This window comes from Lysobacter alkalisoli (genome assembly GCF_006547045.1).
Lineage (GTDB): Bacteria > Pseudomonadota > Gammaproteobacteria > Xanthomonadales > Xanthomonadaceae > Marilutibacter > Marilutibacter alkalisoli.
In genome coordinates this window covers 1,521,630-1,535,254 of record NZ_CP041242.1, presented here as the reverse complement: position 1 = coordinate 1,535,254, position 13,625 = coordinate 1,521,630, and the positions used below count along the sequence as shown (strand labels likewise).

15 protein-coding genes and 1 tRNA gene are annotated in these 13,625 nt (G+C 66.8%); 1 reads left to right on the top strand and 15 read right to left on the bottom strand.

What is annotated here, in order from left to right:
* Nucleotides 1–6 precede the first annotated feature (6 nt).
* The 8 genes from nuoE to tpiA all read right to left on the bottom strand — a co-directional run bounded on the left by nuoE (nt 7) and on the right by tpiA (nt 5,243).
* The gene (gene nuoE / locus FKV23_RS06725) at nt 7–534 is read right to left on the bottom strand and encodes an NADH-quinone oxidoreductase subunit NuoE (protein WP_141623162.1); all 528 of its coding nucleotides are present in this window, start codon (nt 532–534) and stop codon (nt 7–9) included.
* The gene (locus FKV23_RS06720) at nt 531–1,835 is read right to left on the bottom strand and encodes an NADH-quinone oxidoreductase subunit D (protein WP_141623161.1); all 1,305 of its coding nucleotides are present in this window, start codon (nt 1,833–1,835) and stop codon (nt 531–533) included. The genes nuoE and FKV23_RS06720 overlap by 4 nt, the downstream gene beginning before the upstream one ends.
* Nucleotides 1,836–1,840: 5 nt before the next feature.
* Nucleotides 1,841–2,599 (bottom strand): NADH-quinone oxidoreductase subunit C, encoded by a 759-nt coding sequence (locus FKV23_RS06715; protein WP_141623160.1) that lies wholly within the window; start codon nt 2,597–2,599, stop codon nt 1,841–1,843.
* A 111-nt stretch (nt 2,600–2,710) separates the two neighbouring features.
* A complete protein-coding gene (locus FKV23_RS06710) occupies nt 2,711–3,340 on the bottom strand; it encodes a NuoB/complex I 20 kDa subunit family protein (protein ID WP_141623159.1) in 630 nt (209 codons plus the stop codon).
* Nucleotides 3,331–3,687 carry an NADH-quinone oxidoreductase subunit A gene (locus FKV23_RS06705; RefSeq protein WP_141623158.1) on the bottom strand — a complete coding sequence of 119 codons (357 nt, stop codon included), beginning with the start codon at nt 3,685–3,687 and terminating at the stop codon, nt 3,331–3,333. The genes FKV23_RS06710 and FKV23_RS06705 overlap by 10 nt, the downstream gene beginning before the upstream one ends.
* A gap of 110 nt (nt 3,688–3,797) precedes the next feature.
* Nucleotides 3,798–3,882: transfer RNA gene (locus tag FKV23_RS06700), tRNA-Leu, on the bottom strand.
* A 136-nt stretch (nt 3,883–4,018) separates the two neighbouring features.
* Nucleotides 4,019–4,441: a preprotein translocase subunit SecG gene (gene secG, locus FKV23_RS06695; RefSeq protein WP_141623157.1), complete on the bottom strand. Its 423-nt coding sequence runs from the start codon at nt 4,439–4,441 to the stop codon at nt 4,019–4,021.
* Between the two features lie 49 nt (nt 4,442–4,490).
* Nucleotides 4,491–5,243: a triose-phosphate isomerase gene (gene tpiA, locus FKV23_RS06690; RefSeq protein ID WP_141623156.1), complete on the bottom strand. Its 753-nt coding sequence runs from the start codon at nt 5,241–5,243 to the stop codon at nt 4,491–4,493.
* A gap of 306 nt (nt 5,244–5,549) precedes the next feature.
* On the opposite strand from tpiA, the gene FKV23_RS06685 reads away from it, so the two are divergent.
* Nucleotides 5,550–6,098 carry a DNA-deoxyinosine glycosylase gene (locus FKV23_RS06685; RefSeq protein ID WP_141623155.1) on the top strand — a complete coding sequence of 183 codons (549 nt, stop codon included), beginning with the start codon at nt 5,550–5,552 and terminating at the stop codon, nt 6,096–6,098.
* Between the two features lie 71 nt (nt 6,099–6,169).
* Here FKV23_RS06685 and FKV23_RS06680 read toward each other — a convergent pair whose 3' ends face one another.
* The 7 genes from FKV23_RS06680 to FKV23_RS06650 form a co-directional block, all read right to left on the bottom strand.
* Entirely contained in the window at nt 6,170–7,126 is a 957-nt protein-coding gene (locus FKV23_RS06680) for an isopenicillin N synthase family dioxygenase (protein ID WP_141623154.1), read from the bottom strand.
* A gap of 125 nt (nt 7,127–7,251) precedes the next feature.
* The gene (gene glmM, locus FKV23_RS06675; protein WP_141623153.1) at nt 7,252–8,598 is read right to left on the bottom strand and encodes a phosphoglucosamine mutase; all 1,347 of its coding nucleotides are present in this window, start codon (nt 8,596–8,598) and stop codon (nt 7,252–7,254) included.
* Between the two features lie 166 nt (nt 8,599–8,764).
* The gene (gene accD, locus FKV23_RS06670) at nt 8,765–9,655 is read right to left on the bottom strand and encodes an acetyl-CoA carboxylase, carboxyltransferase subunit beta (protein ID WP_141623152.1); all 891 of its coding nucleotides are present in this window, start codon (nt 9,653–9,655) and stop codon (nt 8,765–8,767) included.
* A gap of 224 nt (nt 9,656–9,879) precedes the next feature.
* Nucleotides 9,880–10,695 carry a tryptophan synthase subunit alpha gene (gene trpA, locus FKV23_RS06665; RefSeq protein ID WP_141623151.1) on the bottom strand — a complete coding sequence of 272 codons (816 nt, stop codon included), beginning with the start codon at nt 10,693–10,695 and terminating at the stop codon, nt 9,880–9,882.
* A gap of 1 nt (nt 10,696) precedes the next feature.
* Nucleotides 10,697–11,314, bottom strand: a complete 618-nt coding sequence (locus FKV23_RS06660; RefSeq protein WP_141623150.1) for a hypothetical protein — start codon at nt 11,312–11,314, stop codon at nt 10,697–10,699.
* Nucleotides 11,311–12,510, bottom strand: coding sequence for a tryptophan synthase subunit beta (gene trpB / locus FKV23_RS06655; protein ID WP_141625088.1), 1,200 nt, complete (start codon nt 12,508–12,510; stop codon nt 11,311–11,313). The genes FKV23_RS06660 and trpB overlap by 4 nt, the downstream gene beginning before the upstream one ends.
* Before the next feature lie 465 nt (nt 12,511–12,975).
* The gene (locus FKV23_RS06650) at nt 12,976–13,608 is read right to left on the bottom strand and encodes a phosphoribosylanthranilate isomerase (RefSeq protein ID WP_141623149.1); all 633 of its coding nucleotides are present in this window, start codon (nt 13,606–13,608) and stop codon (nt 12,976–12,978) included.
* Nucleotides 13,609–13,625 lie beyond the last annotated feature (17 nt).

Below are 13,625 nucleotides of genomic sequence, written 5' to 3'. Positions count from 1 at the left end.
TCCGCCTTACTCCAGTCCGTCCAGCAGCTCGTCGACCTTCGCGGTGTCGAGCTTCTCGTGATAATGGCCGTTGATCACGACCACAGGGGCACCGCAGCATGCAGCCACGCATTCCTCCTCCCGCTTGAGAAACACGCGGCCATCGGAGGTCGACTCGCCGAGCTTGCAGCCCAGCTTCTTCTCGGCGTGCTTCACCAGATCCTCGGCACCATTGAGCCAGCAGCTGATGTTGGTGCAGAAGGCGACATTGTTGCGGCCGACCTTCTCGGTCTCGAACATCGAATAGAACGACGCGACCTCATAGGCCCATACCGGCGGCAGGTCCAGATACCTGGCCACGGCCGCAATCAGCTCATCGCTCAGCCAGCCGCCGTTCTGCTCCTGCGCCGCATGCAGGCCCTGCAGCACGGCCGAGCGTTTGCGATCCGGCGGGAACTTGGTCAGCCAGTGGTCGATGTGGGCGCGGGTCTTGTCGCTGAGGGCGACCTGCGGATCCACGTTCCGGCAGGCTTCGAAATTTCCTGTCGCTTTCATCGGTCAATCTCACCGAACACGATGTCATAGGTACCGATCATCGCCACCACGTCGGCCAGCATGTGGCCCTTGACGATCTCGTCCATCGACGAGAGGTGGGCGAAGCCGGGCGCGCGCAGCTTGACGCGGAACGGTTTGTTGGCACCGTCTGACACCAGGTAGCAGCCGAACTCGCCCTTGGGCGCCTCGACCGCGGCATAGGTTTCCCCGGCCGGCACGCAATAGCCTTCCGAGAACAGCTTGAAGTGGTGGATCAGCGCTTCCATGTCGTCCTTCATGTCCTCGCGGCTGGGCGGAGCGACCTTGAAGTTGTCGACGATCACCGGGCCGGGGTTGGCCTTCAGCCACTTCACGCACTGCTTGATGATGCGGGTCGACTCGCGCATTTCAGCGACGCGCACCAGGTAGCGGTCGTAGCAGTCGCCATTGACGCCGACCGGGATGTCGAAGTCGACCTCGGCGTACTTCGCGTACGGCTGCTTCTTGCGCAGATCCCATGCGATGCCGGAGCCGCGGATCATCGGCCCGGTCATGCCCCAGGCCAGCGCCTGCTCGGGCGAAACCACGCCGACGCCGACGGTACGCTGCTTCCAGATGCGATTGTCGGTCAGCAACGTCTCGTACTCGTCGACGCGCTTCGGGAAGTCGTCCGCGAACGCGTCGAGGTAGTCCAGCATCGAGCCTTCGCGCCATTCGTTGAAGCGCTTGAGCTTGCCGCCCTTGCGCCACGGCGACTCCTTGTAGCGCGGCATCCGGTCCGGCAGATCGCGATAGACGCCGCCCGGGCGGTAGTAGGTCGCGTGCATGCGCGCGCCCGACACCGCCTCGTAGCAGTCCATCAGTTCCTCGCGCTCGCGGAACGCGTACAGGAACACCGCCATCGCACCGAGGTCGAGCGCGTTGGACCCGACCCACATCAGGTGGTTCAGGATGCGGGTGATCTCGTCGAACATCGTGCGGATGTACTGCGCACGCTCCGGCGCCTCGATTCCCATCAGGGTTTCGATCGCACGCACATAGGCGTGCTCGTTGCACATCATCGACACGTAGTCGAGCCGATCCATGTAACCGATCGACTGGTTGAACGGCTTGGATTCGGCCAGCTTCTCGGTACCGCGATGGAGCAGGCCGACATGCGGATCGGCGCGCTGCACGACCTCGCCGTCCATCTCCAGGATCAGGCGCAACACACCGTGCGCGGCCGGGTGCTGCGGGCCGAAGTTGAGCGTGTAGTTGCGGATCTCGGCGCCCCTGCCGAGGCCGGAGGTATTATTGGGAGCACTCTCGTTGGCAGCTGGCACGGCGTTCACTTCTTCACCTCTGCATGCCTTTCAGCAGCACGCTGCGCGGCCTCGCCCCTGGCAGTCAGGTAGCGGGCATCGTCGCGGATCACGCGGGCCACACCGACGCGCGGCTCGATCGATACCGGCTGGTAGATCACGCGCTTCTTCTCGGCGTCGTAGCGGACCTCGACGTTGCCGATCAGCGGGAAATCCTTGCGGAACGGATGACCGACGAAACCGTAGTCGGTCAGGATGCGGCGCAGGTCCGGGTGGCCCTCGAAGATGATGCCGTAAAGATCGAATGCCTCGCGCTCGAACCAGTTCGCGCCCGCCCACACCGACGTGAGCGAAGCCACCACCGGCAGGTCGTCGTTCTCGGCGAAAGTGCGCAGGCGCAGGCGCCGGTTGTGCTGCACCGACAGCAGGTGGGCGACGGCGGCGAAGCGGCGCGCCGGCACGGCGGCGGCGCCATTGGGCTGCTCGCCCCAGGCGAAGCGGCCCGCGCTCTTGCCATCCACGCCGCGCGAGAAGCCTTCCGACGACACGTCGGTGTCCCATTCGTCGCTGCCGTAGCTCAGGTAGTCGACGCCGCTGACGTCGACCAGTTGTTCGAAACCGAACTCGTCGCGCAGCGCTTTCGCGGCCTCCAGCCACACATCAGCTGGGACGTCGAGGCTGACCTCGCCACGAGGCTCGGCCACAGCGATCTCGACGCCTGGATAGCCCTCCCCCGAAAAACGGGCGCGCAGGCGCTCGACGAAACTGGCAATCGTCGTATCCATGTCAGCGCACGCCCTGTTGAGAGCCGGCCAGGCACTTCCCGGCAGTCTGCGTCAGGTCAGTTCGCTCGCAGTGCTGCGGCATCGTTCGGTCCTGTATCGACATACACTCCCTCACTCATTCTTGCCGTGCACGTGACCAGCCTCCTGCGCAGCCCACCGGGAGGCGCCCGGCTGGCTGTTGTCGCCGAAGTTGGTGCCGCGACGGATCTTCTTCTGCAACTGCAGGATGCCGTAGACCAGCGCCTCGGCGGTCGGCGGGCAGCCCGGCACGTAGACATCGACCGGGACGATCCGGTCGCAACCGCGCACCACCGAATAGGAGTAGTGGTAGTAGCCGCCGCCGTTGGCGCAGCTGCCCATCGAGATCACCCATTTCGGATCGGGCATCTGGTCGTAGACCTTGCGCAACGCAGGCGCCATCTTGTTGACCAGGGTGCCGGCCACGATCATCACGTCGGACTGGCGCGGCGACGGGCGGAACACCACGCCATAGCGGTCCAGGTCCAGGCGCGCGGCGCCGGCGTGCATCATTTCCACCGCGCAGCAGGCCAGGCCGAAGGTCATCGGCCACATCGAGCCGGTGCGGGCCCAGTTCCACAGCACGTCGAGGCTGGTGGTGACGTAGCCCTGCTGCATGACCGGGTTCTGGTCCTCAGGCAGCAGGATGTCGTCCAGTCGCCCTTCCGGCAGCGGGTTGTTGGCGAAATCGGCGACCTTCTGGATGGTCTGGATCACTCCCATTCCAGGGCCCCCTTCTTCCAAACGTAGATGAAGCCGAGCAGCAGCATGCCGGCGAACAGGCCCATCTCGATCAGGCCGACGATGCCCAGGTCGCGGAAGACCGTGGCCCAGGGCACGATGAAGATGATTTCCAGGTCGAAGACGATGAACTGGATGGCAATCAGGTAGTAGCGCACGTCGAACTGCATGCGCGCGTCCTCGAACGCCTCGAAGCCGCACTCGTAGGGCGAGAGCTTCTCGGCGCTCGGGCGCCTGGGCCCGAGGACGTGACCAACGATGAGAAGGGCGACGCCAATGCCGCTGGCGACGATCAGGAACAACAGGGTCGGCAGGTATTCGGCCAGCACGGTGTTCTCTCGGCTATGGCTGCGCGAACGCGGCCTGGCTCGGCGCCGCAGCGCCGCCGCGCCTTCCCTCCGGACGCGCCCTGCACGGCCGCGGGAAGACTCGAAATGAATGGTGCCCAAGGGGGGACTCGAACCCCCACGACCTAAGTCGCTACCACCTCAAGGTAGTGCGTCTACCAATTCCGCCACCTGGGCTTAGATGTCTTCCTGACTTGGCAGCCGTGCATATCGACCGACCGCCTGCTAATTATGACCGATCACGAGACCGATCGTCGCCCTGCCTTCCGTGCCGGACGTCAAACTGGACTGATGCGGCAAGGCCGCTCCGCTGTCAGCCTTCCCCGTCCGGGGTGGCTTCAGCAGCCTCGCCCTCGACCTCGGGGGCGACCGGAACCGCAGAGTCTCCGGAAGTCGGCGCCTCGGCCTCGGGTGCGGCCGGCACGGCAGAGTCGGCCCGCGGCGCAGCCGGGATCTCCGACATCAGCCCGAGATCGGCATCCACGGCTTCGGTTTCGACCCGCGCACCCTGGGTGGCCTGCCAGGCCATGAAGAAGGTGATCACGAAGAACATCACCGCCAGCCACTTGGTGGCCTTGGTCAGGAAGCTGGCCGAGCCGCGCGCGCCGAAAACGGTCGCCGAGGCACCGCCACCGAAGCCGGAACCGGCCTGGGCGCCCGTGCCACGCTGCATCAGGATGAGCGCGATCATGGCGATCGCGACCAGCACGAAGATGACGTTGAGAATCAACAGCATCGATCAGGGACTCTTGAAATTCATGGACGGCCGGAAAACCGACCTGTCCTCAGGGTGCCGCCGCTTCCGCGATGGCGATGAAATCGGCGGCAGCCAGCGAGGCCCCGCCGATCAGGCCGCCATCGACGTCGGGCTGGGTAAACAGCGCGGCGGCATTGTCGGCCTTGACGCTTCCGCCGTAAAGAATCGGAAGCGAGCCCGCAATTCTAGCATCGTGTTCCGCGATTTCGCTACGGATGAACGCATGAACCTGCTGCGCCAGCTCCGGGGTGGCGGTCTTGCCGGTGCCAATCGCCCAGACCGGCTCGTAGGCGACCACCGCGCCGTCGAAGACCTGGGCGCCACCCGATTCGAATAGAGGAGCGAGTTGCTCCCGCAGGCGCGCCTCGGTCCGGTCGGCTTCGCGTTCAGCCAGGGTTTCGCCGACGCACAGGATCGGCGTCACGCCGGCGGCCTTGGCGGCCATGAACTTGCGCGCCACCAGGGCGCTGTCCTCGGCGTGGTACTGGCGGCGCTCGGAATGGCCCACCAGGGTGTAGCGGGCGCCGACATCGGCCAGCATCGCCGCGCAGACTTCGCCGGTGTAGGCACCCTTTTCGTTGGAACTGACGTCCTGGGCGCCGAACTCCAGTCCCTTGCCCGCATACTTGGCAACCAGCTCACCCAGATAGGGGAACGGCGGCAGGATGATGCGTTCGACGCCGGCCGGTGTCCCGGCGGCGACCACGGCGTCCAGAAGGGAAGCGGCGAACTTGCGGTCACCGTGCAGTTTCCAGTTCCCGGCAACGATTCTGCGGCGCATGTCGGCTCCATCTGTCATGGGGCGCGCATTCTAACGCAGACGGTTATGTCGCGGAGGAAGCCGGCGGGTCGGTTGGGTGGACTGGGACGCTGGGGCGTAGGCCCTTGGGTGCGAAATCAAGGAGGAGGCCGCCGCGGCGGCCGGGGGACATTCGCCGTCAAGGCCGGCAGGTCACGTCGGGACAGCCAGGTAGCGGGAGAACCGGCGGTCGAACGCAAGCAGCAGCGTCCACGCCCTCGCCAAAGGCGAACTCCTCCTCACCCGCAAGCAAAACCTTGCAAAAGCGGTGTGGCCTAGAATCCTGATGTGCGAACCCGAGCCCCCACATCGCTCCTCCAAGGCCTCACGCCAATAGCCAATCCGGATGCGAAGGTTCTGATCCTGGGCAGCATGCCCGGCGCCGCGTCCTTGGTGGCCGGGCAGTACTACGCGCATCCGCAGAATCGCTTCTGGCCGTTCATGGGCGAACTGGTCGGTGCGCTGCCATCCCTGACCTACCCCGAGAGGGTTGCAAGGCTGGCCGGCGCCGGCATCGCGGTCTGGGACGTAATCGGCCGCTGCCGGCGCGAGGGCAGCCTCGACAGCGCGATCCGCGACGTCGAGGTCAACGACTTCACGGGGTTCCTCACCACGCACATGTCCGTGCGGACGCTGCTGTTCAACGGCATCAAGGCCGAGGCCACCTTCGCCCGGCTGGTTATGCCAACACTGCATGAGCATGGCCTCGCCGGACGGCTGCGCTATCGGCGGCTACCGTCGACCAGTCCGGCCAATGCCTCACAACCGGCGACGATGAAGCTGGCCGCCTGGCGCGAAGCATTGGCGGAGGCCAGGGTTGTCCCCGCTCACCCGTAGTGCCCGGCGGGCACCCTGCAGATGGAACGGAGTCGCTCCACCGAGTCAGGGCATGGCCCGGGAATCGCCTCCTACTTGAGCTTGATCTCGCGCAGCCGCTCTTCGAGATAGCCCTGTGCGGTGATCGGCTCGGGATAGCGGGCGGGATTGTCCGCGGTGACGCAGGACGGCAGCACGTCAATCAGGAAATCCGGGTTCGGGTGCAGGAAGAATGGCGTCGAATAACGCGGCTGGCGGGCCGTCTCACCTTTCGGGTTGACCACGCGATGGGTGGTCGACGGATACACGTGGTTGGTCAGTCGCTGCAGCATGTCGCCGATGTTGACGACGATGGTATCGGCGTCGGCGGTGAACGCGACCCACTCGCCCTTGCGCGAAAGTACTTCCAGGCCTGCCGCGCTGGCGCCGACCAGCAGGGTGATCAGGTTGATGTCCTCGTGCGCGCCGGCACGTACGTTGGGGATGTCGTCGGCGGTGATCGGCGGGTAGTGGATCGGGCGCAGGATCGAGTTGCCCGAATCGGTTTTGTCGCGAAACCAGTCCTCCGGCAGCCCGATGTGCAGGGCCAGCGCACCGAGCACCGTGCTGCCGAGATCGTCCAGCGCCTGGTACAGGCCATAGGCCTGCTCGCGGAAGCCCTCGATCTCTTCCGGCCAAAGGTTCGGCGGCATCACGTCGCGGTACTTCGAATCGTCCGGGATCTCGCGGCCGACGTGCCAGAACTCCTTGAGGTCGTGATGCTTGGAATCCTTGGCGGTCTCGACGCCGAACGGGGTATAACCACGCGCGCCGCCACTGCCAGGCACGTGGTACTTCATCTTCACGGCCTCGGGCAGGGCGAAGAACTTCTGGAAGACGTCATAGGCTCCCTGGGTACGGTCGTCGCCGATGCCGTGGCCACGGATGCCGGCGAAGCCCCACTCCCGGTATGCGTCGCCCAGCTCGGCTACGAAGGCGTCGCGGTCGGCCGGCGAGGAAGGATCGGTGAATCGGCGGATGTCGAGGGTCGGGATTCGTGATTGGCTCATCGTGGCAAATGAATTGATTTGGTGTCGCGAGAGTGTGCGCTATTGCGGGAGTGGCAGTTTGACCCGGCTCAAATGGCTCGGTTCAGATGACCCGGTTCAAGCCGCCCCGGTTGGACCGGTCGGCTTCAGCCGGCCGCCGCACGGACCGCAGCGGACAGCGCATCGAGGGTGACCTGCATCAATCCGGCATCGTCGGCCTCCACCGTGACCCGGACCACCGGCTCGGTGCCGGATGGACGCAGGAACGCGCGCCCTCGCCCCTGCACCGCAGCCTGGGCCTCGGCCAGCGCAGCCTTCACCGTGGCGGCCTCCGCCGGCCTGGCATCGCCGTTGTAGCGCACGTTGACGGTCTTCTGCGGCACCTTGGTCAGCCCGGCCAGCGCTTCGCCAAGGCGGACACCGCGTCGCCGCAGCACTTCCAGCGCCTGCAGCGCGCTGACGATGCCGTCACCGGTGCTGGTGCGGTCCAGGCACAGCAGGTGGCCGGAGGTCTCGCCGCCGAGGATGCCGCCGTGGGCGACCAGTTGCTGGTGGACGTAACGGTCGCCGACGCTGGCGCGGATGAAGCCGATCCCGCGCTGCTCGAACGCCTGTTCCAGGCCGTAGTTGGTCATCAGCGTGCCGACCACCGGTCCCTGCAGGCGACCGTTCTCGCGCCAGTCGGTGGCAAGCAGGAACAGCAGGTCGTCGCCATCGCGAACATTGCCGTGCTCGTCGACCAGCAGCACCCGGTCGCCGTCGCCGTCGAAGGCGATGCCCAGATCGGCGCCACGCGCCTTGACCTCGGCCGCGAGGGTTTCGGGATGGGTCGAACCGACGCCATCGTTGATGTTGGTGCCATCGGGATCGACGCCGATCGCATCGACCCGCGCGCCCAGCTCGCGGAACACCAGCGGGCCGATCTGGTAGGTCGCGCCGTGGGCGCAATCCATCACGATGTGCATGCCCTTGAGGTCGAAACCGCGCGGGATGGAGTTCTTGCACGCCTCGACGTAGCGGCCGACCGCGTCGCGGGTGCGCACGGCCTTGCCAAGCTGGTCGGATTCGACGGTGCGGAACGGCAGATCAAGCGCGGCCTCGATCGCCAGCTCGGTGGCATCGTCGAGCTTCTCGCCGCTGGCGGAGAAGAACTTGATGCCGTTGTCGTGGTGCGGGTTGTGCGAAGCCGAAATGACGATGCCGCCGTCGGCACGCAGCGAACGGGTCAGATGGGCAACGGCCGGGGTCGGCATCGGCCCCATCAGCTGCACGTCGACGCCGGCGGCGACCAGACCGGCCTCCAGCGCGGCCTCGAACATGTAGTTGGAGATGCGGGTGTCCTTGCCGATCACCACCGACGGCTTGTGCCCCTCGGCGTTCTGCTTGAGCGCATGGCCGTAGGCGTTGCCGAGCCGGAGCACGAAGTCGGCCGAGATCGCGCCCTCGCCGACCCGGCCGCGGATGCCGTCGGTGCCGAAGTAACGGCGGCTCATGCAGATACCTCCGCATGAACGACGTTACGCGGCACAGGGATGTGCCGCCCGTGCGCCTGCGCTACGGCGCAGGTGAGACGGCGACAAGACCGGGCTTTGCCCGGCCTTGCCGGTTCGGCAGCCTGCCAGGATGACAGGTCGCCGAAAACAGTAATGCTGCGGCGGCTCATGCGGCAGCCTCGACGTCGTCCTCCGGCACAGGCTGCTTCATCAGCAGTGCCAGCAACTGGGCCAGACGATCACGCAACTCGCGACGGTCGCAGATCTGGTCGATCGCGCCGTGTTCGAGCAGGAACTCGGAACGCTGGAAGCCTTCCGGCAGCTTTTCGCGCACGGTCTGCTCGATCACGCGCGGGCCGGCGAAACCGATCAGCGCCTTCGGCTCTGCGATGTTGATGTCGCCCAGCATGGCGAAAGAAGCCGACACACCGCCGAAGGTCGGGTGGGTCAGAACCGAGATGAAAGGCAGCCCCTTCGCGCGCAGACGGGCCAGGGCCGCCGAGGTCTTGGCCATCTGCATCAGCGAGAACAGGCTTTCCTGCATGCGCGCTCCGCCGGTCGCGGCGAAGCATACGAACGGACAGCCCTGTTCGGCCGCCGCTTCTGCCGCCAGCGCGAAGCGCTCGCCGACCACCGAACCCATCGAGCCGCCCATGTAGGCGAAATCCATCGCACAGGCGACCAGCGGGCGCTGCTTGAGGGTGCCGGACATCGCCACCATCGCGTCACGCTCGCCGGTGGAACGCTGGGCGGACTTGATGCGGTCGGAGTACTTCTTCTGGTCCTTGAAGTGCAGTACGTCGGTCGGCCCGAGTTCGGCACCGATCTCGCCGGTGCTGCCGGCATCGAACAGGGCCTTCAAGCGGACCCGGGCCCGGATCGACATGTGGTGGCCGCACTTGGGGCAGACCTCCAGGTTTTCCTCCAGCTCGGGCCGGTACAACACGGCTCCACACTGGTCGCACTTCTCCCACAACCCCTCAGGGACGCTACGCCGCTTGGCGTTGCCGGATTCGGTGCGGATGCCGGACGGCATGAGTTTCTTGAGCCAGGACATGCGTTGGTACTTCCCGTTCAGCCACAAGGAGGACCGGAGCAGACCCGGCCGAGCGGGGGAGTTTACCAAGCAGGGCCCGGTAAACCCCAAAAGCTGCTGCACAGGTACTTCCGGGTACCGTCAATGCGACCAGGAGGTTCCCATGCAGCTCCTGCAGCCCGGGCAAGGCGCCAGCCGCACCCGGGGAGCCTCGTGCCCCCCGGAAAGCCCCGGGTGCGCTGCGCTTAGCCGGGCTCCACGCTTCGGCGATCCAGCGCCTCGCGCAGCGGGGCGAGAAAGGCCTGGGCTGCGGCGGCAGGATCGGTGGCATCCGCGAGGGCTGCGACCAGGGCGCTGCCGACGACCACGCCATCGGCTTCCTGCGCCATGGCGGCGGCACTGGCGGCGTCCTTGATCCCGAATCCGGCTACCACCGGTACCCGGCTGCGGGCGCGGATCGCGTGCAGGCGGTCGTTGGCGGCACCGGTATCGAGACGATCGGCGCCGGTCACGCCGGCGTAACTGACGTAATACAGATACCCCTGCCCTTCGGCGCAGAGTTGCTCGATACGCGCGGCCGAGGTCGTCGGCGAGGCCAGCAACACCAGCGCCAGCCCGTGGACGTCGAAGCCGGCTCGGAAGTCCGCCGCCTCCTCCGGCGGCAGATCGACCAGCAGCACGCCATCGACGCCGGCTCCGGTAGCCTCGCTGGCGAACGGCTCCGCACCGCGGATCTCGACCGGATTCAGGTAGCCCATCAGCACCACCGGAGTCTCGTCATCACGCCGGCGGAACTCGCGCACCGCCTCCAGCACCCACGACAGGCCGGCGCCACGTGCGATCGCGCGTTCCGAGCTGCGCTGGATGGTGGGCCCGTCGGCCATCGGGTCGGAGAACGGCACGCCCAGCTCGATCACGTCGGCACCGGCTTCCACCAGCGCGTGCATGACCGGAACCGTCGCCTCCAGCGACGGATCGCCGGCGGTGATGAAGGGGATCAGCGCCTTGCGACCTTGCGTCTGCAGGCCCTGGAAACACGCTTGGAGTCGGGACAGGGACATCTCAGGCACATCCTTCGATCAGTTGGATTTCTTCGCCGTTGCCCCAGTACATGAGCGCGACCTTGCCTTCCGACATCTCCAGGCGCAGTCCCAGCGCGGTGCCGGGCTGGCGCCAGGTCAGGTACTCGCCCTGGTCGCCGTCGTAGGCATGCGGGCTGGAAGTGGGCGGGCTGGGGAACAGGCCCATCACCTCGGCCCGGGTCATGCCGATGCGCAGCCCGAACGGGCCGGCCTGGGCCAGCGGCTGTCCCGGATCGGTGCCACCCAGGTCGAAGCGGGCAACCTTGTCATCGATGACCATCATTGAGATCGAGGCCGGCAGCGGGCCGCCGTCGTAGTACTCGCACCCCTCGCCGATCACCTCGGTCATGCCGTGGGACTCCCATTCGCCCAGGCCTTTCAGCTCGTCGAACGCCTGACCGATGCGCACGCCGGCGACCTCGCCCAGCGTCACCGCGACCGTCGGCTCGGCCGGGACGGCCGGCGTAGCGGTGGTCCGGGCGGCTTCGTTCTTGTGCATGGCAGTGCTGGCCTGGCCGGCCGCGTCGGCGGCCTTGTCGCAGGCGGCCAGGCCCAGGGCCAGCAACAGCACGCCGCCGCGGAACATCGCCGCGCTCACAGCGACAGCCCCTCGCGCGCGGCGATGGTGTGCACGTCCTTGTCGCCACGGCCGGACAGATTGCACAGCACCAGCGCGTCTTCCGGCAGCTCGCGGGCCAGCTTGATCGCCTGCGCGATCGCATGGCTGGACTCGAGCGCCGGCAGGATGCCCTCGGTGCGGGTGAGCTGGTGGAAGGCGGCCAGTGCCTCGGCATCGGTCACGCCGACGTACTCGGCGCGGCCGGTGTCCTTGAGGAAGGCATGCTCGGGGCCGACGCCGGGGTAATCGAGGCCGGCCGAAATCGAATGGGTCTCGATGATCTGCCCATCGTCGTCGCACAGTACGTAGGTGCGGTTGCCATGCAGCACACCAGGACGTCCGGCGGCCAGCGAAGCGGCGTGGCGCGGGGTGTCGATGCCGTCGCCCGCGGCCTCGGCGCCGACCAGGCGTACGTCGCGGTCGTTGAGGAAGGCGTGGAAGACACCGATCGCGTTGCTGCCGCCACCGACGCAGGCGGTGACCGCATCGGGCAGGCGGCCATGCTCGGCCAGCATCTGCGCCCTCGCCTCGCGCCCGACCACGGCGTTGAAGTCGCGGACCATGCGCGGGTACGGGTCGGGGCCGGCGACGGTGCCGATGATGTAGAAGGTGTCGGCGACGTTGGTGACCCAGTCGCGCATCGCCTCGTTGAGCGCGTCCTTGAGCGTGGCCGAGCCACTGGACACCGGCACCACCTTCGCCCCGAGCAGGGTCATCCGGTAGACGTTGATCTTCTGCCGCTCGATGTCGGTTGCGCCCATGTAGACCACGCATTCCAGGCCCAGACGCGCGGCCACGGTGGCGCTGGCGACGCCGTGCTGGCCGGCACCGGTCTCGGCGATGATCCGGGTCTTGCCCATGCGGCTGGCGAGCAGGGCCTGGCCGATGGTGTTGTTGATCTTGTGCGCGCCGGTGTGGTTGAGGTCCTCGCGCTTGAGCAGGATGCGCGCGCCGCCGACCTCGCGGCTGAGTCGTTCGGCGAAATAGATCGGGCTGGGCCGGCCGACGTAGTGCGCGAGGTCGTTCTCGAAGGCCTCGATGAAGGCCGGATCGACCCGCGCCGCGTCATAGGCCGCGGCCAGTTCCTGCAGCGGGCCGATCAGGGTCTCGGCGACGAAGCGGCCGCCGAAGCGACCGAAGTGGCCGTTGACGTCGGGATACTGGGTGTAATCGATTGCCGCGCCGGGCGCGGCAGGGGGATTGGATGTAGCCAAGGGCGTTCTCCGGAACCGAAGTGACACCCGCGAACAAGGTTCGCGGACAGCGGTGCTGGGTCCGGGCCGGTTATCGAACGGCAGCCGCAGGGACACGGCGCCAGCGGCGAAGCGAGCGGCCAAACGGAGCGGGCGGGCGACGGTTGTTCATGGCTGTCCAGGATCGTACATGGAACCCCGAAGGACTTCGAGGCCACCTGTGCACCTTCGAACAAGCCCAAGTTCGTCACCCCGGCCAAAGAGGACCTCGAATAACCCCGCCATGCCTGCGAAAGCGGCCTCCAGGGACCTGCAATCCATCGAAAAGCAAAGTCCATGGATGCCCGCCTTCGCGGGCATGACGATCAAAAGCAGGTTTTTCGAGGTGTACCAAGGCAACGCCGAGTGAATCGAAGCCCGTCATGCCGGCGCTCGTGCTTTACAGCATTACGGGCCGGCGGCATCCGCGCGCCTGACCGCTTCGACGAAGGCGCGCATCTTGGTCGCATCCTTCTCGCCCGGTGCGCTTTCGATGCCACTGGAGACATCCATCCCCCACGGCCGCGCGGTATGGATCGCGGAAGCCACGTTGCCGGCATCCAGCCCACCCGCGAGCAGGAACGGACGATCCAGCGCGGCCGGCAACCGGGTCCAGTCGAAACACTTGCCGCTGCCGCCAGGCTCGCCGGCGGCATGGCCGTCGAACAGGAAGGCCGCGGCACCGGGAAAATCGCCGAGCCGGGCCAGCGCGCCCTGCGGATCACCGCCCATCGCGATCGCCTTCCAGTATGGCGGGCCGAAGCCGGCGCAGAACGCATCCGGCTCCGCACCGTGGAACTGCAGGATGTCGGGACGGACCGCTTCGACCACGGCACCGACCTCGTCGGCCGGGTTGTCCATCATCAGCGCGACCGCGGCGATGTCGCCGGGAATCCGCGCACGCAACCCGGCCGCCCGATCCAGCGAAAGCCGGCGTGGGCTTCGGGAAGCGAACACCAGGCCGATGCAGTCGACGCCGAGTTCGACTGCGAGGTCGAGGTCTTCGGGCCGGGTCAGGCCGCAGAACTTGATCCGGGTCATGAGGCTAGTTGTCAGTC

Bases quoted from the DNA above. Each gene is read 5' to 3' on its own strand.
- FKV23_RS06650 (WP_141623149.1), bottom strand. From the start codon at position 13,608: ATGACCCGGATCAAGTTCTGCGGCCTGACCCGGCCCGAAGACCTCGAC.
- tpiA (WP_141623156.1), bottom strand. From the start codon at position 5,243: ATGCGCCGCAGAATCGTTGCCGGGAACTGGAAACTGCACGGTGACCGC.
- trpA (WP_141623151.1), bottom strand. From the start codon at position 10,695: ATGTCCCTGTCCCGACTCCAAGCGTGTTTCCAGGGCCTGCAGACGCAA.
- accD (WP_141623152.1), bottom strand. From the start codon at position 9,655: ATGTCCTGGCTCAAGAAACTCATGCCGTCCGGCATCCGCACCGAATCC.
- FKV23_RS06680 (WP_141623154.1), bottom strand. From the start codon at position 7,126: ATGAGCCAATCACGAATCCCGACCCTCGACATCCGCCGATTCACCGAT.
- secG (WP_141623157.1), bottom strand. From the start codon at position 4,441: ATGCTGTTGATTCTCAACGTCATCTTCGTGCTGGTCGCGATCGCCATG.
- glmM (WP_141623153.1), bottom strand. From the start codon at position 8,598: ATGAGCCGCCGTTACTTCGGCACCGACGGCATCCGCGGCCGGGTCGGC.
- nuoE (WP_141623162.1), bottom strand. From the start codon at position 534: ATGAAAGCGACAGGAAATTTCGAAGCCTGCCGGAACGTGGATCCGCAG.
- FKV23_RS06710 (WP_141623159.1), bottom strand. From the start codon at position 3,340: ATGGGAGTGATCCAGACCATCCAGAAGGTCGCCGATTTCGCCAACAAC.
- FKV23_RS06715 (WP_141623160.1), bottom strand. From the start codon at position 2,599: ATGGATACGACGATTGCCAGTTTCGTCGAGCGCCTGCGCGCCCGTTTT.